Source organism: Chloroflexota bacterium, from assembly GCA_016197225.1.
Lineage (GTDB): Bacteria > Chloroflexota > Anaerolineae > Anaerolineales > VGOW01 > VGOW01.
Genome location: JACPWC010000057.1, coordinates 15,685 through 38,687, shown reverse-complemented (window position 1 = coordinate 38,687; position 23,003 = coordinate 15,685). Strand labels below are relative to the sequence as shown.

Sequence of the window (23,003 nt, the reverse complement as noted above, 5' to 3'; positions counted from 1 at the left end):
GTTTGTCGTTTGACGGCTGACGCGGCATAAATCAAACGTCAACCGACAAACGTCACCCGCCTTTTACTTTCTCGGTCAACGCCGGAAGCAAGTCCAGCATGTCGCAGGTCGCGCCGTAGTGGGCCACGTCGAAGATGGGCGCTTTGGGATCGGTGTTGACGGCGATGATCAATTCTGCGCCGCGCATGCCTTCGAGGTGTTCGGGCGCACCGGAGATGCCGAATGCAAGATAGACTTTGGGCTTCACCGTGAGGCCGGACTTGCCGACCTGCCGCGTCTTCGGCAACCAGCCGGCGTCGGTGATCGGGCGGGAAGCCGACACCGCCGCGCCCAGCGCCTCAGCGAGTTCCTGCGCCAGTTCGATGTTCTCCTGCCCGCCGATGCCGCGCCCAATCGAGACCAGGATCGGTTGCTGGGTGATGTCCACGTCGCCGCCCTCGGGCTGGATGAGTTTGACGAACTTCACTTTCAAGTCGTCGAGCGGAACCGGGGAGGCGATTTGCTCAACCGGAGCGGAGCCGCGACCCGCGTCCGCAGGGAACGCGCCTGCGAGGCAGGAGACGATGCAGGCTTCGCCATCAGGCACGGCCTCGGCCTGAATCTTGCCGCCGTAAATTTGCGAGGTGGCGACGAACATGCCGCCGTCGGCGGCCAAACCGTTGACGTAGGCGATGAGCGGCAGGCCGGCCATCACCGACAGTCCTGCTCCCAAATCCATGCCCACCGAGGTGTTGCCCATCATCACCACTCGCGGGCCGCGCTCTTTGATCATCGCGGCCAATACGCGGCTGTAGGCTTCAGGATTGAATTCGGCCAGCGTGGAATCGTCCACATACAAAACCGTGTCGGCGCCGATGGACTCGGCCAGCGACTTTGCGCCACTGCCCAGCAACACGGCGACGGCCTGGCCGCCAAAGGCGGCGGCCAACTCTTTGGCCTTGCCCGTCATCTCGAAAGTGATGTCGGCCAGCTTGCCGTTGAGATGTTCTGCGAGAATAAAAATGTCGTTTGCCATAGCCGGTCACGTAGTGCGTATTGCGTATTCCGTATGCGTAGATACGCGCTACGGAATACGCAATACGGAACAGTTATTTCAAAAGCCCCTTCTCTTTGATCATCGCCACAATCTTCTCCGCCACTTCTTCGGGTGAGCCATCCCACATCTCGGCATGCCCGGCGGCTTCGGGTTTGAACATGCGGCGGACGGTCGAACCCGCGCCTGCAACCTCGCCGCCGGCGATCTCGTCAATCTTCGCCGTCTTGGCAATCTGGCGAATTTTGCTCACCGGGGCGTAACGCGGCGGCTGGTGCGCGGCCTGCACGCCGACGACCATCGGCAGTGACACTTCAAACTCGGCCATGACGCCGCCTGCATATTCCTTGTGAACCACAGCTTTGCCGCCTGACACGGTGACGCCGGTCACAACGCCAACGTAGGGCATCCCCAAGTGGGCCGCGATCATCGGGCCAATTTGCCCGTCGCGGTCGTCAGCGGCCTGCACGCCGGTCAGCACGATGTCGGGCGACATGTCTTTGATGGCTTCGGCGAGAAGCCTGGCCTGGGTGTGGGAGTCGGTGCCGCGCGGGAAGTCGCCGGTGATCTTGGCGGCCTTGTCTGCGCCTTTGGCCAGGGCGGTGTGAAGCGCCCCGTCGAGTTCGCCGGTCGTGTCCACGCCGACGACGGTCACCGCGCCGCCCGCGCTCTCTTTGGCCAGCACTGCCTCCTCAATCGCGTGCTCGTCAAACTCATTCAGCACGTACTGAAGCGCGTCGTGATCGAGGCCGGTTCCGTCGCCGTTGATTTCCAGTTCGTCGGTGAGATTGGGGATTTGTTTGATGGGGACGACGATATTCACTTTATCGCTCCACTGAAATAATGGGGTTAGGTTGTTAGGTGGTTGGGTGGTTCGCCCCAACAACCCAACCGCCAAACCACCCAACTACCCTCGCATGGATTCATCTAATAATTCCAGAATATCCCGCACCATCAACTTGTCGTTGCCGGTGCTCTTGGCGGCGTCTTCAAAACGCGAGACTTCGAATGGACAGCACACAGCCAGCACGTCTGCGCCGTATTCGACGGCTTCGCGGACGCGGCGCTCGGAGAGGCGCATCGTCGTGTGCTCTTTGGTGAACGAGTCGAGCCACATGCCGCCGCCGCCGCCGCCGCAACAGTAACCGTTCTCGCGGCACCGGCCCATCTCCACCAGTTCAATACCGGGGATGGCGCGCAATAGTTCGCGCGGCGCGTCGTATTCGCCGTTGTGCCGCCCGAGGTAGCACGGATCGTGAAAGGTCACTTTCAGGCCGCGACCTGAGCCTGTCGAAGGGTTGAGCGGCTTCTTCAACATCAGCTTGAGTTTGTCGAGATGCTCGACGAGGAAGCGCGTGTAATGCAACACTTTGAAATCCGCGCCATATTTCGGATACTCATTCTTGAAGGCGTTGAACTCGTGCGGGCCGGTCACCACCATACGGTTGAATTCGTATTTGCCAAAGGTGGCGATGTTCTGCTCGGCCAGCATCTCGAACAGGCCCTTCTCGCCCGCCAGCCTCTGTGAGTCGCCGTCGTCTTTCTCTTCTAGGCCGAGGATGCCGAAGTCAACGCCCAGAGCGTTGAAGATGCGGGCGGCGGCGCAGGCGGCGTCAATGCCACGCGGATGATAAGAGGGATAGGAGCCGACGTACCACAGGATGTCCACCGGGCGCTTGAGGTCTTTCATGATCGGCACCGGGGCGCCCGCCTTCTTCACCCAGTCCGCCCGTTTTCGTTGCGGCTGGCCGAGCGGGTTGCCGTGTTTGGCCGTGTCCTCGAAGGCCTTTTGCAGTTCGGGCGGCACGGTCGTGCCTTCCCGCCCCGCCTGTTCGCGCACGGCGGGCATTATCTGGATCATGTTCACTTCTTTGGGGCACACGCGCAGGCAGTTCATGCAAGTCGTGCAAAGCCAGAGGTCAGGGGAATTGAACAGGTCAATGCCCATCTGCGTCTTGCGGTGAATCTTACGCGGCGAGTAGTCGCCGACGATGTCCACCGGGCAGACGGCGGTGCATTTGGCGCACCCGTAGCACCAGTTGAGCGACTCGCCGCCGGGCAGGGCGGCGACCTTTTCCAACTGCTCAACGTCGTAATCCCAGATCACCCTCTGCTCGAACATCCGGTTCCAGTGGCCGGAAATGTCCATGCCCTGCACGACGAGGTGTTTTTCTTCTTTGATGTTTTCGGGTTTTACTTTATCAAGGCCGACAGCCATTGCGCCTCCATATGAGAGGATTGGAGAATTAGAGAATTCTCCAATCCTCTAATTCTCTGTTTTCCAAACACCCAACAGCCGCCGCGAAAGTTCGGGCAACTGCGGCACAACCTTGTTGAATTCCTGTGTCATTCGTATTCGCAGAGTGGTGTACATGTAAACGGCGTACACGCACGCGAGGAAAACATCAATTCCAAAAGGGCTTTTGCTCACGCCAAAGTTGGCGAACCCGGCGGCCTCGCCGGTGGCCTGCACAAAGGCAACGCCCACACCGACTTTCATGTACGTCTCGCCCGCGTCCCGCCCATGCAAGTCGTACTCTTCCATCGTCACCAGCGGCAGTGCGCCCGTGCCCAGCCGTGGATCCCACATCCAGCGCGTCCAAAGCCAGCGATCGTCTGGGCCGGTGAAGTGCAACAACTCTGAAGCCAAGTCACAGAGGACGTTTTCGGGCAGGTCGGCCTTGCCTTCTTTTCCGGGCAGTGCCTTGCGGGCCAATCGCACATCGCCCCAGTAACCGGAGAGGCAATCTACAAATCCCTGGAAACGTTTTTGCACTGGGGCCGGGTCGTAGAGCAGGTAGGCGAACGAGTTGCACAAGCCCTCCACGCCCATCACGTCAATAATGGCGTCGGCTTTGCGGCGTGTAGCAAAGACGGAGCGCAAAATGAAACGCAACTGCTCGCGGGTGAGGTCGGTTACGACCTCTGGCGCCAGCAAAGATCGAAAGCGCGCGCTCTTCTTCTCAAGCTCGGCCACAATATCGCCCAGTTCAGCCCGCTCCACCTTTTCGAGAGCCTGGGCCATGAACTCCTGGGCGGTTTCGGTGTCAACTACTTGTCCTGTGGACAAATCTCAAACTCCAAAATTCAAACTTCAAACCTTGATTGACGAATCTTATTTTGACCGGCCACAATAAACCTAAAGTTTGAAGTCAAGCGGTGACTTTTGCCAGCCGCCTTACCAACGCCACTGCTTTTGCCGCCGCCGCTCCAGCCATCCCGATTGAGTCGTCGAGGTCTTTCGGGCCGGCGGCGGCCCCGGCCACAAAAATTCCGGGAACCGAAGTGGCGGTCGGATCGAGCGCATCGTGCGGCACTTCAATAAATTTATATTTGTTTTGCTTGAGGCCGAAAATCTGGGCCACGTCCTTCGTGCCCCGGCTCGGCTCCATGCCGACGGCCAACACCACAATGTCCATCGGCACTTCCATCGGGCGGCCCATCGTCGTGTCCTCGCCGCGCACCAGCAGGCGGTCGCCCTTGCGAATGATCTCGGTGATGATGCCCTTTACGTATTGAACGTGGTATTTCTCCTGCGCCGGCCAGTAAATCTCATTTTCCCAATAGCCGTACATCCGCATGTCAATGTAGAAGATGAAAACTTTTGCGCCCGGCACTTGCTGTCGAATTTCAATGGCCTGTTTCGACGAGATGCCACAGCACACCTTTGAGCAATACTCGTTGCCGATCTGGCGGTCGCGCGAACCGACGCATTGAATGAAGCACACCCGCTCCGGCGCTTGGCCGTTGGACGGCTTGACGAACTTGTGATGCTTGAGCATGTGCTCGGCGTCGGCCAGAGTGATCACATCGTCGTACTCGTAGTAGCCGTACATCTGCGTCTCGCGGCCCGGATCGAAATGTTGGAAGCCGGTGGCGATGATGACGGCCCCGGCGTTGAGCACCTCGCTCGCGCCGTTGCCGGACTTGGCGACCGTCACTTTAAAATCGCCCGCGTTCCCCTCCGAGGCCGCCACTTCCCAGCCGAGCCGCGCTTCGACGTTGGGGTGATGGGTGACGCCGCGCATCATTTCGTCCATCGCCTCTTCCGCGTCGCGGAAGCCGTGGGTGAGCGCCGCATAATTTTCGGCAATGGGCGTGCCGCCCAGGTGATCGCGTTTTTCTATGACGACCGCCTTCGCGCCCAAATCGCCCACCAGTCGGGCCGCCTCCAGCCCCGCCGGGCCGCCGCCAATGATGAGAACTGTGTCTGATGCCATTTGACCTCCAGTAATCAGTGAACAGTGGGTCAGTGGTCAATGCAATTCCAGGTTACTGATCACAGTCCACTGATAACTATCAAGCGTCAACGTCTTCCCAGGTAAGATATTCCTTCTCGCCGCTCTTCAACTTCTTCAAGTCTTCCTGAAATTCCGCCCAGGCCTTTTCGTGATCAATGTTCATCTTTTCGAGCAAGGGTTTGTAATCGGTGGAGTGCCAGTGCAGTTGGCAGACGCGGTAAGGATGCGCGCCCATCGCCAGCGCCGCAAACTGGGCGTCGGACATGACGGGGACGCCGACGTTGAGACCGTGCGCCTGGCCCACGAACTGGCTCTTGTCGAGTGTGGTCACACAACCGGTATCATGTGTGATGACAACATCGGGGTTGGCTTCTTCCTTCATCACTTCGATTTTGCGCCGGGTGGCGAAGGAGCGGGTGAAGTCGCGCTGGACGAGGATGTGCCGGAAGCCGAAGCCACAGCAGTCGAACCAGGTCGAGTAGTCGCGCACCTCCGCGCCCAACGCAACGATCAGCGCCGAGACAGTGGCTGTGCGCTGTCCTCCGTAAATGTCGGGGTCGTAGATGGCGTCCTCCTGCACCAGCTTGTAATAATGGCAGGCCGGGTGCACAGTGACGGCGATGCTGGAAAAATCGCGCGTCTGTAGAGCGGCGATGCGGTCACGGACCGCGTGGATCCACTCGGAGTAGTGAACGATTTCCTCCGGCATGACGAGCGGCTTGCCGAGTTTCTTCATCACGTCGCGCACTTGGTGCCGGATCTCGGGATGATGCACCATCTCCTCGCGCACTTCTTTGTAGTGGCCGTAAGACGTGCCGCAGTGGATGAGCGGGTAGTAGCCGGTCTCGTAGGCCGCCGCGAAGTTGCGCATGGCGACGCCGGCCTGGGCCGCCGCGTTGGAAGTGGCCGAAGCGTAATAATTCCACGCCGTGCAGGAAGTCTGGTCGGTCGGGTCAATGTATTTGAAGTTCAGTTTCCGATTCAGCCAGAAGATAGCCGTCGAGTAGCCGGGGATATGGCCGCACTGGCCGCACGACTTGTGGTGCCAGGTCAGTTCGAGCGGAATCTTCTTCGTGCGCCCGTACTTCGTCATCACTTCGACGTAAGGCTCCGGCACGCGCTGGACGATCCACTCGCCCTCTGCCTCCAACTCGAAGACGTGCTTGTGGAAATCTTCGGGCGCATATTCGGCGGCGCGCTCAAACTTGCGCGAAGACTTAGTGTTGACGGCGTCGTAAGGGATAAAACCGGTTGTGGCTGTCATAGTCGCCTCCTGTGGCAGATGGCTGATAGCTGATGACTATCTGCCATTCGCTACACTTCGTACCCTGCCTCTTCAAGTTTTTCTTCCATCACGTCATTCAAGATCATATGCAGGCCCTCATCCACTTCGGCGATCATGTCCATCACCCCGGTGTTGTGCCAGATGAGGTAAAGCTCGATGATGGTCTTGTCGTCCACCTGCCAGCCGGTGGAAGTGGTGTGCAAGGTTTCGGGGGGCAAGGCCCGCCGCCATACGTCGAGTTCGGCGGACACGTCACGCACCTGCGGCCCCCAGTCGGGAAAGGCGTCGGGCTGGAGCATGTCGGGCGAAACCTGGGTGCCAGTGCCCATGATCTTGTAGATGATGCGCGAGTAACCTTCGAGGGCCTGCTTGGCCGACTTGAGTCCGTTCTTCACCGCCACTTCTCGCAAAACGGTGATCAACCCGCCGGGCGAGTTCTGGCGCGGGCAACGGTTGCACGAAAAGCACTGCGAGCAGTTCCACACGTCGTCATTCATCTGCTCGTAGATCAACTCGATGTCCTCGCGCGCCGCCGCCTGGGCGATTTTGCGCGGCGAGAAGTCGTAGAACCGGGCCGAGGGGCAGGCGGCCACGCAGATGCCGCACTCGTAACACCCGTACAGCACGGACGGGAAGCGCACGTCGGCTTTCACTTCTTCCCACAGACGCAGTTTTTCTTTGTAGGCAACGTCGGGGTATTTGTCGGCAAAGAGTCCCATTGTCAATTCTCCAATTCTCCAGTTCTCCAATCTCTTTGAGGATTAGAGAATTGGAGAATCAGAACGCAATCACCGCATCCGCATTCAGCGCCATGTCGTTGAAGGCCGCGCCGCCGATCATCTTCACGCCGTCAATCAGGTCATCCAATTTGAGCGCGTGCAAATCGAGTGAGGGCTGGCAGACATATAAAGTTACGCCGCAGTCGAGGGCCTGTTTGATGAAGTAAGCCAGTTCACGTCCGCCGCCGCCTTTTTTGGGGACGACCAATGTTTCCGGCACGCCCTTCTGCAAGAGAGTCGGGCCATTCATCGTAAAGTAGATGCCCACGTCGGCGTCCATGGCCGCCCCGGCCGCCGCCAGGTAAAAAGGCGTAGCTGAACGTTCAGGCATGTCCACGCCATGCGTTTGCACATAAAGGATTTTCTTAGTCTCGTCGTCCACAGCGGCCCTCCGGCTTCAGGCAAGATTAATTCGTCTCCGCGAGGCGGAGCGTGATCAACCCTCGCTCGTTATTGGCCTAATGGCTGTTACTAAATGAACAGTTGCACGTCGGCGTCGGCGGCATAATCTAAGAACATACCCGCGCCGCCGACGGTACATTCCGGAATGAAGTCGTCCTTCTCGAAGCCAAAGACGCTCATCGTCATCTGGCAGGCGATCATGTTGACGCCGGCCTCCACGCACATGGCGCGCATTTCGGGGACGGAGGCCACGCCTTTATCTTTGAACAGTTTTTTCATCATGCCGGTGGCGAGACTGCTGAAGCCGGGAGTAGCCATCATCGCCGTTGGAATCGGCCAGTCAATTTTTTGAAAGGCTTCGGGGCCAAACGGCATGGTCATTGGCATGGCCGGGTTGCCCAGCGGCGTCACTTCAGCCTTGATCTCCTTCAACAGCAGAGTCAGGCCGTAGAAGGTGTGAAAAATAGCGACATCCCAGCCCATGGCCGCCCCGGCGCTGGCGAGGATGTAAGGCGGATAGGCCCAGTCGAGCGTGCCCTTGCTGGCAATCAGCGCCAGGCGTTTGGGTGCATTCGGATCGGATTTAGACATTGAAGCCTCCTATGGCATTTAGGCGATACGTTACTTCATGCGCCGGAAGTAGAAGATGTATTTCTTGTCTTCCTGGTGTGAGTCCAGCAATTCGTTCCCGGTCTGGCGGGCCCAGGCTTCCATGTCTGGCGGCGCGCCGGGGTCGGTCGAGATCATCTTGAGCACCTGGCCGATCTGAATCTCTTTGATCGCTTTCGATGTCTTGATGACGGGAACCGGGCACAACATCCCGGAGCAATCGAGAAGTTTATCCTCTTGTAGCGCTGTCATCAGTGTCTTCCTTTCCTGGAGCAATAAAATAAAAGCGCGTCTCGGACTCACAAGCCCAGAAACGCGCTATCCCAATTCTTCAACCAGCGCCGTCCGCTCTTCCAAAATTCCGGCCAGCACTTCGCGCAGAAGGTTGAGGGCTTCGATCACCCGCGCATCGGCCAGGGTGTAGTAAACGTTCGTTCCCTCGCGTTGGGCCAGCGCCATCCGGCGATCACGCAAGACTTTCAGGTGGCGCGATACGGTGGGCTGGCTCAGGCCCAAGCTTTCCGCCAACTCACTGACGTTGCGCGGGCCGTCGCGCAACTCATACAGAATCAGAATCCGGCTGGGGTCGGAGAGCGCCTGGCAGATTTCAGCATGGAGTTGATGGACTTCGCGCCGGAGGGTGGTTTGCATAGGCAGAGTCTGCACTGAAATATATGTTTTGACGAATAAACGAATAGACGCAGGCATTGTAGCCTCAAAGCCGCGTGACTTCATCACCCTAAAGGGGGGTTTGCTACAAGATTAGCCGCTGGAGTTGTTAGTGCGCCAAAGTGATGGGATGACCGCTGGTTCGGGCGGCAGTTGAACTGCCACCCCATCGGTTTGGCGCGCCAATCTGGAGTTTAGCGTTCACATGTCGTTTGACATTGACAAGAACGCCTCGATCACCTTCGGATCGAAGTGCATTCCTGCCAGTGACTGAATATGCTCGCGCGCCTTCTCTTCCGGCCAGGCGGGGCGATAGGGGCGGTCGGAGCGCAGGGCGTCCCACACATCCACCACCGCAAAGAGGCGCGCCGCCAGAGGAATGGCCTCGCCTTTCAACCCGCGCGGGTAGCCCGTGCCGTCCCACTTTTCGTGGTGGCAATACGGGATGTCCAGCGCCGGGTGCAGGTATACAATCGGCGAGAGCAAGTCGTGGGCGTAGCCGGGGTGTTTGCGCATGATCACCCATTCTTCATCGGTGAGCGAGCCGGGCTTGAGCAAAATAGGGTCAGGGATGCCCATCTTCCCGATGTCGTGCAGGAGCGCGCCCCGGCGGATGTGCAACAACTGTTCTTCACTGAAGATGCCCATTGCGCGCGCCAAACGCAAGACCATCTCGGTGACGCGCAGGGTGTGGCCTTCGGTCTCTTTATCGCGCAAGTCGAGCGCCCGTGACCAGCCTTCGATGGTGGTATCGTAGGCCAGAGCCAAATCCGCCGCGTAACGCAGGGTTTGCTCGTGTAGCGTGGCCCGGTGGATAGCATTGGCCGCCATGTCGGCAATGGCGGTGAGCAGGCGCAGTTCCTCAGAGGTGATCTCCGAGTAGAGCGCCGGACCTGGGGCGCGGCCACGTCCTATCCACAGGGTGCCGATGGCCCATTCCTCAACCATGAGTGGGGCGCAGGCCACGGCGTTTGAACCGGCAAGCAAGTCAGGCCGGGCGAAGAGCGGATCGGATCGCATGTCGTTGTTCACGTAGGGCTGACGAGTGGCAATAGCGCGCCCGCTCACGCCCTCACCCATCGGGAGGCGCTCGCCCTTCCAGGCCACCCAACTCCCCTGCCCCAGTTCTATCACCATCTCCCCCGTAGAAGGATCAAGCATTGCCAGCGCCGCGCCATCCACCTTGAACAACTCTAACAGTTGGCCGAGGATGATCGGCAACATCGCGCTCCGAGTCGGGGCGGCGCGCAGGGCGGCGCTCACGCCGACGATGACTTCGAGTTCGCGCTCACGCCACTTGCGTTCGGTGATGTCACGCGCTACCAGGATCGCCGCCTCCCCCGGCATGGGGGAAACGGCCCCGGCAAACCAAGTTTCCTGGCCCCACAAGCTCAGGCTATAGTCAAGCATGACGGTCTGCTGCGTGTCTAAAGCACGCTGAATGTGTTCAAGGAGCAGATTGGCTTGGGGGGCAGGCAAGACTTCGGGCAATGTTTTCCCGATCATCTCGCCAGGCGGTTTGTACAGGAGCGAGGTGTTGGTCGGCGCAATTTTGAGATAGCGTCCCTGCCGGTCGTAGACGACAACAACATCGGGCATGGCGGCAAACAGGGCGCGCAACTCCGCCTCACTCTTCTCCAGCGCCGCCTCCGCCCGCATGCGTTCGGTGACGTCTTTGCCGGTCGAGACGAAATGGGTGATGTTGCTATGATCGTCCCTCAGGGGGGTGATGGTCTTTTCTTCGTAATACAACTCGCCGCTCTTCTTGCGGTTAATGAAGGTGGCCCGGAAAACGCATCCGGCGAGGATGGTGTCCCAGAGTTTTTCGAAGAACCGGGAGGCGTGCTGGCCCGACTTGAGGAGCCGCGGTGTTTGGCCAATGGCTTCGGCCTGGGTATATCCGGTCAGTTGCTCAAAGGCCGGGTTCACGTATTCGATGACGCCGTCCCGATTGCAAATGAAGACGTTGTCCGCCGTTTGTTCGACGGCGCTGGAGAGTTTCTTCAGGATTACCTCGGCCTGTTTGCGCTCGGTGATGTCGAGAATGATCGCCAGAAACATCTGCGCGCCATTCTGCTCAACCAGTTGCAAATGCGCTTCAACGGGATAGAGGCTGGCATCGGCGCGGCGGTGAACGGTTTGAAAAATCAGCAGTTCTCTTTCGTGGTTGAGCAAAGGCGCCAGCAGGTTTCGGAAAGAGGCGTCGTCGAATTCAGGCTTCAGATCCAGCGGCGTCATTGTCTCGATGGCGGCGCGCGAATAGCCCAGGTTGCGAAGCGCGCCGGCGTTGACATACTGAAAGCGCAGGGTCTCGGCGTTGAACAAGTAAATCTCGTTCAGGCTGGATTCCAGCATATTCAAAAGTCCTGTGCGCTCTGCTTCCATCCGTTTGCGTTCGGTGATGTCGCGGGCGACGCCAAAAACGCTCATCACTTTGCCCGCCGCGTCGTACAGGGGCGTCACCCGGTCTTCCATCCAGTGGTATTCGCCGGTCGTTTTATGCCGCACCCGATATTCCCGCGTGCCGCTCTGTCCGCTGGCATAGATCGCTTGAGTCTGCGACCCTATAGTGGAAATATCGTCCGGGTGAATCAGCCTGGCCCACAAGCCGGGGTCATTCAAAAACTCTTCCGCCCGATAGCCAATAATGTTTTTGACGCGCGGGCTGACAAATTGGGTTGTCCCCCGAAATGGATCGTCGCTTATTCCGATCATGTAAACGACTTCATCCACGTTCTCCAAAATCAGCCGTTCTTTTTCTTCCACCCGTCGGGCTTGTTCATAGAGGCGGGCGGCTTCCAGCGCCGCCGAAGCCGCCCCGGTCAGAATGGTCAACGCTTTCACCTGGCCGGAAGTGAAGGGGCGGCGGCGGGTCGTGTTGGCGTTCAAGACGCCGACGAATCGGTTGCCCGCTATCATCGGCATCGAAACGGCAAAGCCGATGTCGGGGCGCGGATAGAGCGGCGCGAAGCGCGAGTCGCGCACCTCGCCGGGCAAGGCGAGCAGTTCGCGGTAGCGCGCCACCCAACCGGCAACGCCCTGCTCCAGCGGCGCGCGTTTCCCTACAATGTGTTCGGCGCGCTCGCCGCGCGCGACGGCTACGTACAACTCGTCGCCCGCCTCGGTGGGGAGCATGATGGAAACCTCATCCGCTTCGCACTGCCGAAGCGCGACCTCGGCCACTTTGTTTAAAATCGCCCCCGAGTCCAGCGTAAACGCAATCGTCTGGATCAGTTCGTAAACTGTTGCCGTCTCGCGCAACTGCACGTTTTCCAAGCGCAGGCGGCGCACGTCCATAGCGCGGGCCAAAACGGGCAGGACGGCGTTGAACTTGAACGGTTTCAAGAGGTAATCGAAGGCCCCGATCTTCATCGCCTCCACGGCGGTCGGCACCGTGCCTTGCCCGGTCATGATGATGCCCACCAGGTGCGGGTCCGTTTCCAACCCCGCCCGCAACAGCGCGATGCCATCCAGGTCGGGTATCATCAAGTCGGCCAGGAGCAGATCGAATTCCTGTTCCTTCAGCGCCTGCAATGCCTCCCGGCCCGAGGCTAACCCCACCGCCTCGTAGCCCTGCCTGGTCAGTATCTCGCACAAAGCCATCACCAGTTCAACTTCGTCGTCAACGATCAGTAAGCGGCCTGGCTTGGACTTGGATGGCGGCATTTTGAATGAAATATTCCTGTCTTACTCGAGGGTAATCAGCCCCAGCTTCACCGCGGCCACTACTGCCTGGGTGCGATTGGGTTGATCAAGTTTGGCGAGGATGTTTTTGGCGTGAGACCGGACGGTTTCTTCAGAGATGAATAGCTTCTGGCCGATTTCCCGGTACGTGGCCGCCGTTGCCATCAAACGCAACACTTCCAATTCGCGGGGAGACAGTGGGACGCGCAGGCTGGTAGGAAGGCTCAATTGCGCGCCCAGGCGCTCCTGCAAAGCTGTCGTCACCGCCGCGTGGACGTATCGCCCGCCCGCCGCCACGTGGCGGATGGCGCGGGCCAATTCGTCCGGGCCGATATCCTTGACCACGTAGCCGTCCACCGTTTCAATGGCGTTCAGCACCGCCTCGTCTATTTCAGCCCCACTCAGAATCAGAATGCGGGTGTTTGGACAGTGCGCGCGAACCTGGTGAGCTACCACATCGCCGGTCAGCGCCGGCATCTTAAAGTCGAGCAGTAATACGTCAGGGCATAAGTCACGCGCCTTTTGGACGGCTTCGGCGCCGTCACGCGCTTCACCGATAAGCTCAAAGCCCGGTTCCAGCCGGAGTACCATAGCCAGTCCCCGGCGCACAATTTCGTGATCGTCTGCAATGAGAAGGCGAATGACGGTGGGGCTTGAATTACCGGCCATTGGCAAAGGGAACGCTAACCACTATCGTCGCGCCTGCCCCAGGTTGGGAGAGAATGTCAGTGGTTCCACCGAGCGACGCGACACGTTCACCGATTCCGAGCAGGCCAAACCGCTCGCGATCAATTTCGCGCGCCATCGCCAGCGCAGGATCAAATCCGCGACCATTGTCACGAACCGTCAGCATCGCCTGCCCTTGCCCAGCTTCGAGACAAACTCGCGCCTCGGTCGCCGCGGCATGTCGGACGATGTTGGTCAGCGCCTCCTGGGCAATACGATACAAATTTCGCCTGGCGCGTGGCGGGATGAGGCTAAAGTCGCCGCGAATTTCAATCGCTACAGCCAACTCACTCACGCGGCAGATTCCGGCCAGATAGCGGCGCAAGTCCTGAGCAAACCGTTCGGCGGTCAATTCCGACGGCCAGATGTCGAGGATGGATTGTCGCACCTCATCGCGTGTGGTCTGGGCGAAACTCAACAAACCGGCCAGCTCATTCTTTACAGTGTCCGGCTCCTGTGGCAGGAGCTTCACGCAAGCATCAAGCGAATAGGTGATGCCGAACAGCGATTGAGAGACGCTATCATGAATCTCTCTGGCAATGCGGATGCGCTCATCTTGCACGGCGAGCCGTTGCGCCCGGTCAATACACAACATTGTAGTGCCCACCGCCACTGCGGCCTGATTGGCAATAGCTTGTAGGGAGCGCAAACGAGACGCTTCTTCACCATCCGAGGCGGTCACCAATAAAACGCCAACCGGGTGCTCGCGCAATAACAAGGGAAAGACGTGATAAGAATCAGCTCCCAGATAGGTGTTCACCTGCTCATTTGATGTGAGCCGGCTCTTGGCGGACAGCCGGACTTGACCATCGAGCAGGCTTTGCGCAATCATTCCCGAATCGGGCGCGAGGCGCAATTGGATCGGGTGTGGCAAGCCGCCGACAAACATGGCCTGCCCGTCGAGCGCCCTTCCCAGCCAGGCGGTCAGCACATGCTCTTGCTGATCCACGAGAGCAATTGTAGCCCGCGGGAAACCCAAGTCATTGGTCACGGCCACTAGCACTCTTTCTTCCACTTCCACCACGTCGGCTGCGCTTTGTAGCGAGAGGGTGAGTTCGTGAATTACTTCGAGGTCGCGATGAGCCTGATCGAGTTCAGTGAGAGAATTCGTATATCGGGCCAGAAGCGTTGTGGCATAGCCAAAGGTCCCGGCGATAACAAAGTATCCGGTCAATTGCTCGGCCAGTTTGAGCCAGGTCAGGCCCGTGCCGGTCTGGCCGATTCCGGCCAGCAAGAACAGGCCCGCCATCCCTGCCGCGCCGAGCATCGCGCCGCGCAGTTGAAAGAAGAAGGCGGCGGCTAACAGCGGGCTGAAAGTGTACAGATAGTATCGCGTGTTCCAACCATCGGTGAGGACAACCAACGCGAAGCAGAAGAGCAAATCGAAAGCCAACAACCAGGGCCGGCGCCGAAGCAAAGCATTCAATCGGGCGGCAAACAAGGTGATGGCAAGATTGACAAAGGCGGCCGCGGCCAGGGTGATGCTCAAAAGGGAAAGAGGAATGGCATTTTGGCTTGTAGCCAGCAGTAGAGCGGCCGGGATCAGACTAAACCATCGGTAGAGAATGAGTAGCCTGAAAACCTGGCGGGTATTGAGGGGTTCGCGCGCAGACGTCATGTGAGCCTTCGCCGGATCATGGGTCAACGAGGATAATTATGATACCGTCGTCCTGAAGAGTCAACAAAACAGCAACGTAGTGTCGGTCGGCGCCTGTTCTGAGCTAAATCAGAATTTACCATCCTTTCTTAGCACAATCACACCTTCTTTGCCATGCATCTTTATGCGCTGTGTCTCGGCAGACTTCTTGATTATTATTGAATGATCACAGCTATAGCCCGAAAGGGTGATTTCAGCGAAAAATTCATCTTGTTCCGTTTTAAGAATTATCATTGATCCGTCATCGGTTATTTCGACAAGCTCTGAAGTTGCATAATGAATCATTACATCTTTACTTAGCCGCCAATCAATCGGAAGGATTGACCCTCTTCGTGCCGGAAGATGCACAGAGTTTCCGCCGAACATGATTTCTTTTTCATATTCAACCGTCGTTTCAACCGGATCATCCTGATAATTATTAATAAATAGAAAACTGCCATGTTCTCCGCGGCTGAGGCGGACATCCGCCCAGTTGCCTAGTTTAAAAAGAGACGGGCAACCCATCTTCATTGCCATCTGATGAACAATATCCAAATCATCCAGGGTATTCGCGGCCATTGCTGCGCCGAACATCATGACCTTTCCTTTGCCCATCATTTTAATAAATCCTGCGACATCCCCATTTTCGCGCGTTGCAAAGACTTCAGCAAATTCACCGGCGTATGTTTCCAAAAACGAAACTGGAACGTCGTGATAATTAAAAGCGCTGATGGAATCTGAAACAAACGGCAAGTCACTATTAATTTGTTTGATACCGATAGCATCTTTTAGAATTGTGCACTCGGCGTGGTTAAAATCCTCAATGCACATCCGCCCTGCCAAGATCAATTTTCCGCCCTGATTAATGTAACCCACCAATTTCCGCTGCGTATCGGCATTACACTGTTTCTCCATCATCGCCCAGCATACCGGCGTCTGTAAAACATCAAGGTCGCAACTGCTAAGTTCCACTGCGCCGAAAGGCCGGTGTGTCAGTGACAAGCCTCTTGCAATCATGTCAAATAAAATTACATCCCGCTGGTGTGTGATGATGCTGGCGGCTTCCTGGGTGAAGGCATTGTTGACTTCCGTCATAAAGTAATCAAGCAAAAAACCAATGGTCGCAACCGTTTTGGACTGTGACAGGATCAAATCAGACCCATAGGAATCCAACGCCTTTGACAGCTTCGGATAGCGGAAATAGTGCTTCCGCAACGTGCCATCTTTACGAACAGGATGTCCCCAGTCGTGGCGTTTTACCGGGCTTAGAATTGGATCATTTTCGCCGTCACAAAAAAGGTAATGGTTTATAGCGCGCATGCCTGAGGAGATACATAACCGGCTGTGCAAATCACACAGCGAAGACTGGCCGTTGCTAAAATCATTATTTCCGCCAGCCTGAAATTCTACTGAAAAAAGCGCCTGCTGTTTATTCTGCAAAGCCTTTGTCATTTCATTGACCAACAACAACTGGTGAAAATTGCCTTCGCCGATGAATCCCGGATAAACATCGGTAGCGCTGACCATCCCATCCATGCCCATCACCGCAACCAACTGAGACAACCCGATGGGGAAAGTCTTCCCGCCATTCGCAAAACCATGAATATTGATCACCGGTAAAACGTCTAACCCGTTCGATTTCGCCTCCGACCATAAAAAGGATGCGTATTCATGCAGATAATCCCGGTAAAAGCGCCGGTAATCTTCGACAATTTTTCCGGCATGGGGTTCGCCGGGATTCAAGATACCTTCCCGCAAAAAGCCCGCCAAATCGCTGGTCGGGTATCGGTCAGGGAGGTGTTTACCATAGGCATTGGATAAATGTGCCGCAAACCTGAATATCGTGTCGGGATTCGTATCCATGATGTTTCTAACCCACTGCAGCATACCCATCTCATTATCCAATTGGATCATGATGATCTTTCCATCACGGGCAATCTGACGCGGAGTCAGCACTTCAAAGATCGCCTGATACCATTTTGTCACGCACGCTAAAAAATCGGGGTGCAGGTAGCTGGCGATATTTTGAATTTTTTGATCCTGACCGATAAAAGCTACCTGCGGATATTTACTAAAAACCCACGGCGGAATTCCTTCATTGATGGTTTCGGCCATAATGTAGGGGCCTGGCCGGGCAATGATGAATAAGCCCATTTCGGCAGCTAAATCAAGGAAGCCCGCTAAATTCCTCATCGGATGGCTGTGGCCGTCAAAGTCCGACACGCCCTCGTCCAGTTGATGCCACAGCCAAGGAATGTATGACGCTACGGTGTTAAAACCGGCGGCTTTCAACAAGCTCAGGCGATGACGCCATTGATCCTGAGGCGTTCGGAAATAATGAAATTCTCCCGCCTGAATTAACTGGGGTTGATCATTTAGCCAGAACTGACCGCTTTCTGCATAAAATCTATTCATTTTGCTTTCCTTTGTGTCTGCAATAGACCTGCGTTGTCTGTTCGGTAAATCGTTCAATAACATCAGTGATTGCAAGCCGGGGCGTTCCAATCATATAGGTATGAATGCTATTGTTGAAGTTCTGATACCAGTGTTGAGGTATTCCGGCTTTCCCGACAATCGCCCCAACAATACTCCCCGCCGTGGCCGCCGTGCAGTCATTATCCATTCCCATCGCCACGGTTTCGCCAATGACCCGGCTGAAATCCGTCTTACCAATAGCCAGCCCAAAGATAGTCAAGCACGCATTATTGAGCGTATGGGCGCCCGACATGCCAGCAAAACGGTGTTCTACCGCCTGACGCGCCTGCCGGTAGTTGGTGATGTGAGGGGCTTCGGCTAAAGCCCAACAGACATGCCGTGCCAATTGACAGTCTGCCGGAATCTCGGTCAACCCAATTTGAATGGCCTCGAGCGGGTCTTTCACCTGAAACGCGGCCGCGATCGCGGCTGAAAAAAACATTTCTCCATAAATCCCCTGCCGACGATGACTCAGGTAGGCATCGCGGTATGCCATTTCCGCGGCCAGTTCCGGATAGCCGGGCGCCATGTAACCCCACGGGTCGGCGCGAATATCCGCGCCAATCCATTCGGTAAAGGGATTTTGGAAGGCGCCAGCTTCCAGGGCCGGAATACCCGCTTTGAGATTTCTCAAGGTGATTTCTTCCGCCGTATAAGCAAGGGGCAAATAGTTCAACCAGGCTTTTCCCACCTCCTCTGTGCTAAAGTCCGGCCCACACGCTTCAACGATGAATAGACCTAACAACGTGTAGACGAGGTCATCGTCAACGGGCACGCCATTCATCTTCGTACGAGTGTAAGCCTCTCGCGGGCTGCGCTCATTGTGCAACTCAAAGGGCTGGGGAACATATTTCCAGTAATCGGCCGGTGGAAAAGGGTCTTCGTTCTCTCTGGCAAGATTTTCCATGAAGCTGGGCGAACAACCTTCCACCGGAACGCCTAAAATACAGCCGGCCATGCGGCCTAACAAGGCTCCTTCCAGTTTCTCCCGGTAGACCGCGTGATCAATGCTATCCCAAAGACGGCGCGGTCCATTTGGTCGCAATTGTCGAATGCCGGCCAGATGGTTTGGCTCCTGTTGGGCCAGTTCTGCATTTACCGGCAAAGTTTGCAGTTCTTCCAGAGTGGCCTGAAGGGCTTGTTCGGCTTTCGTCAACAAGGCCTCAATACCTGGAGCGCCGTAATCATGTTTAAGGTGACTGTACAAGTGAAGTTGCTCAAGGAGATGCCTGAGCTTTGATTCGTCCGGGTACGCCATCGTATGTGTCCTCTACAGATATGAGTTCCATTGATACTGCCCATGGGAGTGGCTGAGTCGCCGGAGTCACCTTGTAACTTGCCCTCCCTGTCGTTTATGAAAGCCTAAAATGCCGACAGCTTTTTGAATATAAGGGCTGTTGGTGTAGGTATCCCAAATCAGTCTGCTCAGGTGATTCTCGATCATGATCATCGAACAACCTTTATCAATTCCGTAAATCGAATTGCTGTACCAGGGTGGGGAGACATCGAGGTTGTAGGAATCAAAAAAGCCATACGACCCCCAGGTTTGGGGATGATGGCGATAAAGGTATTGAATCATATCCGCAGTCAGTTCGGGAATAAACGGCAGGGAGGCCAATGCCCCATAAATAGAGACGGTCCCATTGGGTTTCGGTGTATGCAGAGAAGGTGTGCTGCCGGAGACATCGTATCCCCACGGGCTGTCGCCAGCACTAGCCCCCCAACTGTTGGCATGGTAGGTTTTGAATTCATGGGCGTGCTCGAGACAAAAATTGCGATTGGCTAATGTGGCAAGCCGGGTGTTGTTGAACCAGTCTACTCCGTCTGGATCAAGATAATTGGCGGCATCTAACCAGGCTTCGCTGAACTGATAGGCAAATAAGTTGCCGCCTGGGTTGATGATGATTTTTTGCCCCTCAAAGTTCCCAAGATCACGGGAGAAGCCTCTATAAAGTTTCTTTGCCAATGACGGCTCTATATGCCCGGCTGCCTGCAAATACATCATCTTTTGTTCGGCGGCCATATCCCACTGGTGAATAAATCCGGGATCATCCGTCACATAATCGCCATCTTTATCCGGGTTGTAGGCCATCCGAAAAAGGGTTTTGCCGTCTTTTTCAAAAATGATGAAATTCCAGTCTACCCGTTCGAGCAACTGCTGTGCCATTTGCCCGATTTCTTCGTCCCGAAAGTAGGCGGCTGCTGTGATCACGCCATTTAAGCAAAGTGCGGTATCAATCGTTGAATATTCGCATTTTCCAATTCTTTCGCCGCTTTCCAGATGCAGGAAATGGGCAAAGAAGCCGCGATAATGGCTTGCATGATAGCAAAGCGTGCGTAAAGTCTTTCTGGTAATATCCAGCGCCTTTTGACGAGTTATATAGCCTCGCTCAATAGCAATCACCCAGGCAGTAAGGGCAAACCCCACTGAGGCAATGGAAGCCACCTGAGGATCCTTGGTGGAGTCAACAGTTAAACCAAATCCTCTGCTATCTGAATTCAGATTCGTGAAATTAAGGAAAAAGTCACACGAGCCTTTTAGCTCATCATGTAATATGTTTCGTATATCCATACATGCTCGCTTATTTTTCTGATGGGGCGTTGTGATTCTCAGCACATCACAATGTGAGGAGTCTGCACGCCTACGTGCAGACGGGCATGTGGGCATGCCCTGCTCCTCATTTCGATCTACCGATGCTTTGTAGATGCGCGGTCGCCATCCGCCGCGCCGAACTGAAGACGAAGCGTCGGCTGGGTGGCGGGCTGGGTGCGCTTGTTTATTGGCTCTTTTGCAATGTAGGCAATTCCTTCAGGTAGCGTTGTAACGTCGCGCCCTCAAATCCATTTCTCCCAATAATATCTCGATAGAACATCGCGCTAGGTTTCGGCGTCCGCTTAAAGGTCTCAAAATTAACATCCACCAAGCCAAATCGAGGCAGGAACGATCCCCATTCGTAGTTGTCCATCAATGACCAGTAAAAATAGCCGCGCACATCCACCCCGCGATCTATCGCCTCCTTCAACGCGGAGAGAGTCAAGGCGAGATAGACAATCCGAAACCGGTCATCGGTGGTCGCACACCCGTTTTCAGTAATGTAAACCGGGCGATCAGTCAGGCGTTCCAAATTCGCAATCAACCCTTCAGGATACATCTCCTCTAAATAAAAATTCATCGGGATCATCTTTAGCTCCTTGTGCTTGAACCGGGAGCCTTCCAAACCTGCCTGGCGCGCATCTACCATGTGGCGCGTATAATAATTAATCGCCCAAAAATCCAGCGTTCCCTTCACGTCCGGGTCATATTCGCTATTCATATTTGGGTACACCAGTTCACCGGTCCGCAGGGCATGAAAGAAGAATTCATTTGTAAGGAAATCCGCGTAATCTGTCATGCGCCGATCCAGAGTATCATGGTAACGTCGTGGAAACCAATGGATAAAAGCATGGGCGCTACTTACCGGGGCTGAAGAATAGCGTTTAATCAAGTGATACCCCAGGGCGTGAAAGCGAAGCATATTGAATTTGTAAGACCCGCCAGTTGGAGATAGCCCTAAGTTGAATTCATTGATCACATTCCATCCGCTCACGTATGCGCTAATCTTCGGCAAGAGGTACTCCAAATAGCGCTCAAAGTAGCGTAAGTTCTCACGTTCCCGAAAACCTCCTTGCTGCTCGAACCAGTAAGGGTGGGTAAAATGATGGAGCGTGACGAACACCTGAATCCCCCGTTGGTTAAGGCGCGCCAGTAAATCAACATAGTGGTTGACCGCCGCTACATCCCACTGGCCTTCGGCAGGTTCTATTCGACTCCACTCAATTGACATCCGGTACGCCCGGTGGCCAAGCTCTGCCAGCAAATCCACGTCTTCCCGATACAGCCGGTAATGGTCGCAAGCTTTACCGGAGGTCGCCCTGATTTTCCGTTCGGGATCGTCAAGCCAAAATTTGTCCTGCTGTTCGTCAAACCACACTTGCGAGTGGATATTGTCGCCCTCAACTTGATGTCCGGCTGTAGCGCTGCCCCACAAGAAATCCTTCGGGAAGCTTATCGCCGGCAGGCTGAATACATCGTACATAGTTGTTCTCCGAAAATACGAATATCAAATGATATAACCAATGGCGCCAGGGTCACAGGTTATCTTGCGTTCTCGACTATTTTGCCAATAGCGCATTGTGATTCTTCGTAGACGATTCACGCTGGATCAGCCTGGCGGGAATTCTATACGGCTGAAAAGGTTTTTCATTCTCCAGAAAATCAATCAACTGAGTTGCAGCTAACGAACCCCATGAAAAACGCGACGCTCCAATAGTTGACAAGGTCGGCTGCATATATTTAGCAATTTGGATATCGTCAAATCCTACAACGGCAATGTCGTCAGGAGCCTTTAAATGATTCTCCTTCATTGCATTAATAAATCCTATAGCCATTTGATCGTTTGCGCAAAAAACTGCTTCCGGCAAATCATTGGTTTCAATCATCGTTCTGGCAATATCGTAGCCAGACTCCTCGGTAAAATTCCCGTTATAGCATTGGACGGTGACATTGTTTTTGTCCGCCTCATTCAAAAATGCTTTTTTTCTCTCCATATTATCAAATGAATCCGAAGCACCTGAAATAAAGGAGAAGCGGCGAGCTCCCTGGGCATATAAATGATAAAAAGCCTCCCTGGCCCCCTGCTGGTTGTCAACTAACAAAGGAAGCAAATAATCAACTTCCAAATAGCGATCTAAAACGACGATAGGAAATCTTTTTGAAGCAAGTTTAACCAGGATATCACTTTTTATTTTCGAATCAAACACAATGGCTCCATCTACCTGCCGCTGTGTGAGGAGTTTTCGAAACATCCGGCTTTCAGGGCATACAATCAACTCATAATCGGTTTTTAGAACTGCATCATGGATTCCTTCGAGAATTTCTTCATAAAACGAGCCGCCGAATCGGGTAATAAAGACACCAATAGTATATGTCTTTCGTTTTTTTAGATTTCTGGCAAAAGCATTGGGATGATAATTCAGTTCCTCCGCGACTTTTAACACGCGTTTCCGGGTTGCTGTACTGATAGTGCCTGTGCCATTTAAAGCATATGATGCTGACGTGATGCTGACCTTGGCATGTTTAGCCACATCTTTGATAGTAGTCATTGATCTGCCTCAGTTTTTATGACCAGGCGAAGCGAGAGACTCAGCGCACTTAGTTTTGTAGGCAGCTGCAAATTTCGCCGGGGTTTGATAGCCTAAAACGCTGTGCAATCGCCACGTATTATAGATTCGCCGCCGACCTGGATCATGAGCACAACCTCAAGCCGGATTTGATGTCGGAGTGGAAAAGCCAATTTCTCGCCAACGCCCCAGGCTCTTCCGGGGTGATGGCGGGCTGACCCACAGCAAGCGCGTATCGCTAAGCCGGGGCGCCTGAGCCGAGCATCGCCCCGAAATTTATCACTCTGATCAGGGAGTGCAATCT

The 23,003-nt window shown here is 55.4% G+C and carries 19 protein-coding genes; all 19 read right to left on the bottom strand.

The features are described 5' to 3' along the window. Window positions 1–52: 52 nt before the first annotated feature. Entirely contained in the window at window positions 53–1,015 is a 963-nt protein-coding gene (locus HYZ49_09780; GenBank protein MBI3242567.1) for an electron transfer flavoprotein subunit alpha/FixB family protein, read from the bottom strand. Between the two features lie 73 nt (window positions 1,016–1,088). Next, window positions 1,089–1,856 (bottom strand): electron transfer flavoprotein subunit beta, encoded by a 768-nt coding sequence (locus tag HYZ49_09775; GenBank protein ID MBI3242566.1) that lies wholly within the window; start codon window positions 1,854–1,856, stop codon window positions 1,089–1,091. Window positions 1,857–1,940: 84 nt separating this feature from the next. After that, the gene (locus HYZ49_09770) at window positions 1,941–3,251 is read right to left on the bottom strand and encodes a (Fe-S)-binding protein (GenBank protein MBI3242565.1); all 1,311 of its coding nucleotides are present in this window, start codon (window positions 3,249–3,251) and stop codon (window positions 1,941–1,943) included. 48 nt (window positions 3,252–3,299) lie between these two features. After that, a complete protein-coding gene (locus HYZ49_09765; GenBank protein MBI3242564.1) occupies window positions 3,300–4,058 on the bottom strand; it encodes a hypothetical protein in 759 nt (252 codons plus the stop codon). Window positions 4,059–4,185: 127 nt separating this feature from the next. Continuing rightward, entirely contained in the window at window positions 4,186–5,253 is a 1,068-nt protein-coding gene (locus HYZ49_09760) for a CoB--CoM heterodisulfide reductase iron-sulfur subunit A family protein (GenBank protein ID MBI3242563.1), read from the bottom strand. Window positions 5,254–5,332: 79 nt separating this feature from the next. Next, window positions 5,333–6,538, bottom strand: a complete 1,206-nt coding sequence (locus HYZ49_09755; GenBank protein ID MBI3242562.1) for a heterodisulfide reductase subunit B — start codon at window positions 6,536–6,538, stop codon at window positions 5,333–5,335. A 50-nt stretch (window positions 6,539–6,588) separates the two neighbouring features. Beyond that, complete coding sequence (locus HYZ49_09750) at window positions 6,589–7,278, bottom strand: 4Fe-4S dicluster domain-containing protein (GenBank protein MBI3242561.1); 690 nt, start codon at window positions 7,276–7,278, stop codon at window positions 6,589–6,591. A gap of 58 nt (window positions 7,279–7,336) precedes the next feature. Further along, the gene (locus HYZ49_09745; GenBank protein ID MBI3242560.1) at window positions 7,337–7,720 is read right to left on the bottom strand and encodes a DsrE family protein; all 384 of its coding nucleotides are present in this window, start codon (window positions 7,718–7,720) and stop codon (window positions 7,337–7,339) included. A gap of 89 nt (window positions 7,721–7,809) precedes the next feature. Beyond that, window positions 7,810–8,331 carry a DsrE/DsrF/DrsH-like family protein gene (locus tag HYZ49_09740; protein MBI3242559.1) on the bottom strand — a complete coding sequence of 174 codons (522 nt, stop codon included), beginning with the start codon at window positions 8,329–8,331 and terminating at the stop codon, window positions 7,810–7,812. Window positions 8,332–8,361: 30 nt separating this feature from the next. Then, on the bottom strand, window positions 8,362–8,601 hold the full coding sequence (locus tag HYZ49_09735; protein MBI3242558.1) for a sulfurtransferase TusA family protein: 240 nt from the start codon (window positions 8,599–8,601) through the stop codon (window positions 8,362–8,364). Window positions 8,602–8,667: 66 nt separating this feature from the next. After that, on the bottom strand, window positions 8,668–9,000 hold the full coding sequence (locus HYZ49_09730; GenBank protein ID MBI3242557.1) for a winged helix-turn-helix transcriptional regulator: 333 nt from the start codon (window positions 8,998–9,000) through the stop codon (window positions 8,668–8,670). A gap of 219 nt (window positions 9,001–9,219) precedes the next feature. Beyond that, window positions 9,220–12,684: a PAS domain S-box protein gene (locus tag HYZ49_09725; GenBank protein MBI3242556.1), complete on the bottom strand. Its 3,465-nt coding sequence runs from the start codon at window positions 12,682–12,684 to the stop codon at window positions 9,220–9,222. 21 nt (window positions 12,685–12,705) lie between these two features. Then, window positions 12,706–13,371, bottom strand: a complete 666-nt coding sequence (locus HYZ49_09720; protein ID MBI3242555.1) for a response regulator transcription factor — start codon at window positions 13,369–13,371, stop codon at window positions 12,706–12,708. Beyond that, the gene (locus HYZ49_09715; protein ID MBI3242554.1) at window positions 13,361–15,046 is read right to left on the bottom strand and encodes a sensor histidine kinase; all 1,686 of its coding nucleotides are present in this window, start codon (window positions 15,044–15,046) and stop codon (window positions 13,361–13,363) included. The genes HYZ49_09720 and HYZ49_09715 overlap by 11 nt, the downstream gene beginning before the upstream one ends. A gap of 108 nt (window positions 15,047–15,154) precedes the next feature. Next, entirely contained in the window at window positions 15,155–17,479 is a 2,325-nt protein-coding gene (locus HYZ49_09710) for a beta-galactosidase (GenBank protein ID MBI3242553.1), read from the bottom strand. Then, window positions 17,472–18,797, bottom strand: a complete 1,326-nt coding sequence (locus HYZ49_09705; protein ID MBI3242552.1) for an ADP-ribosylglycohydrolase family protein — start codon at window positions 18,795–18,797, stop codon at window positions 17,472–17,474. The genes HYZ49_09710 and HYZ49_09705 overlap by 8 nt, the downstream gene beginning before the upstream one ends. A 66-nt stretch (window positions 18,798–18,863) precedes the next feature. Further along, the gene (locus tag HYZ49_09700; GenBank protein MBI3242551.1) at window positions 18,864–20,111 is read right to left on the bottom strand and encodes a hypothetical protein; all 1,248 of its coding nucleotides are present in this window, start codon (window positions 20,109–20,111) and stop codon (window positions 18,864–18,866) included. A 205-nt stretch (window positions 20,112–20,316) separates the two neighbouring features. After that, window positions 20,317–21,615, bottom strand: coding sequence for a glycoside hydrolase family 1 protein (locus HYZ49_09695; GenBank protein MBI3242550.1), 1,299 nt, complete (start codon window positions 21,613–21,615; stop codon window positions 20,317–20,319). 76 nt (window positions 21,616–21,691) lie between these two features. Continuing rightward, window positions 21,692–22,681, bottom strand: a complete 990-nt coding sequence (locus tag HYZ49_09690) for a LacI family DNA-binding transcriptional regulator (GenBank protein ID MBI3242549.1) — start codon at window positions 22,679–22,681, stop codon at window positions 21,692–21,694. Window positions 22,682–23,003: the final 322 nt, after the last annotated feature.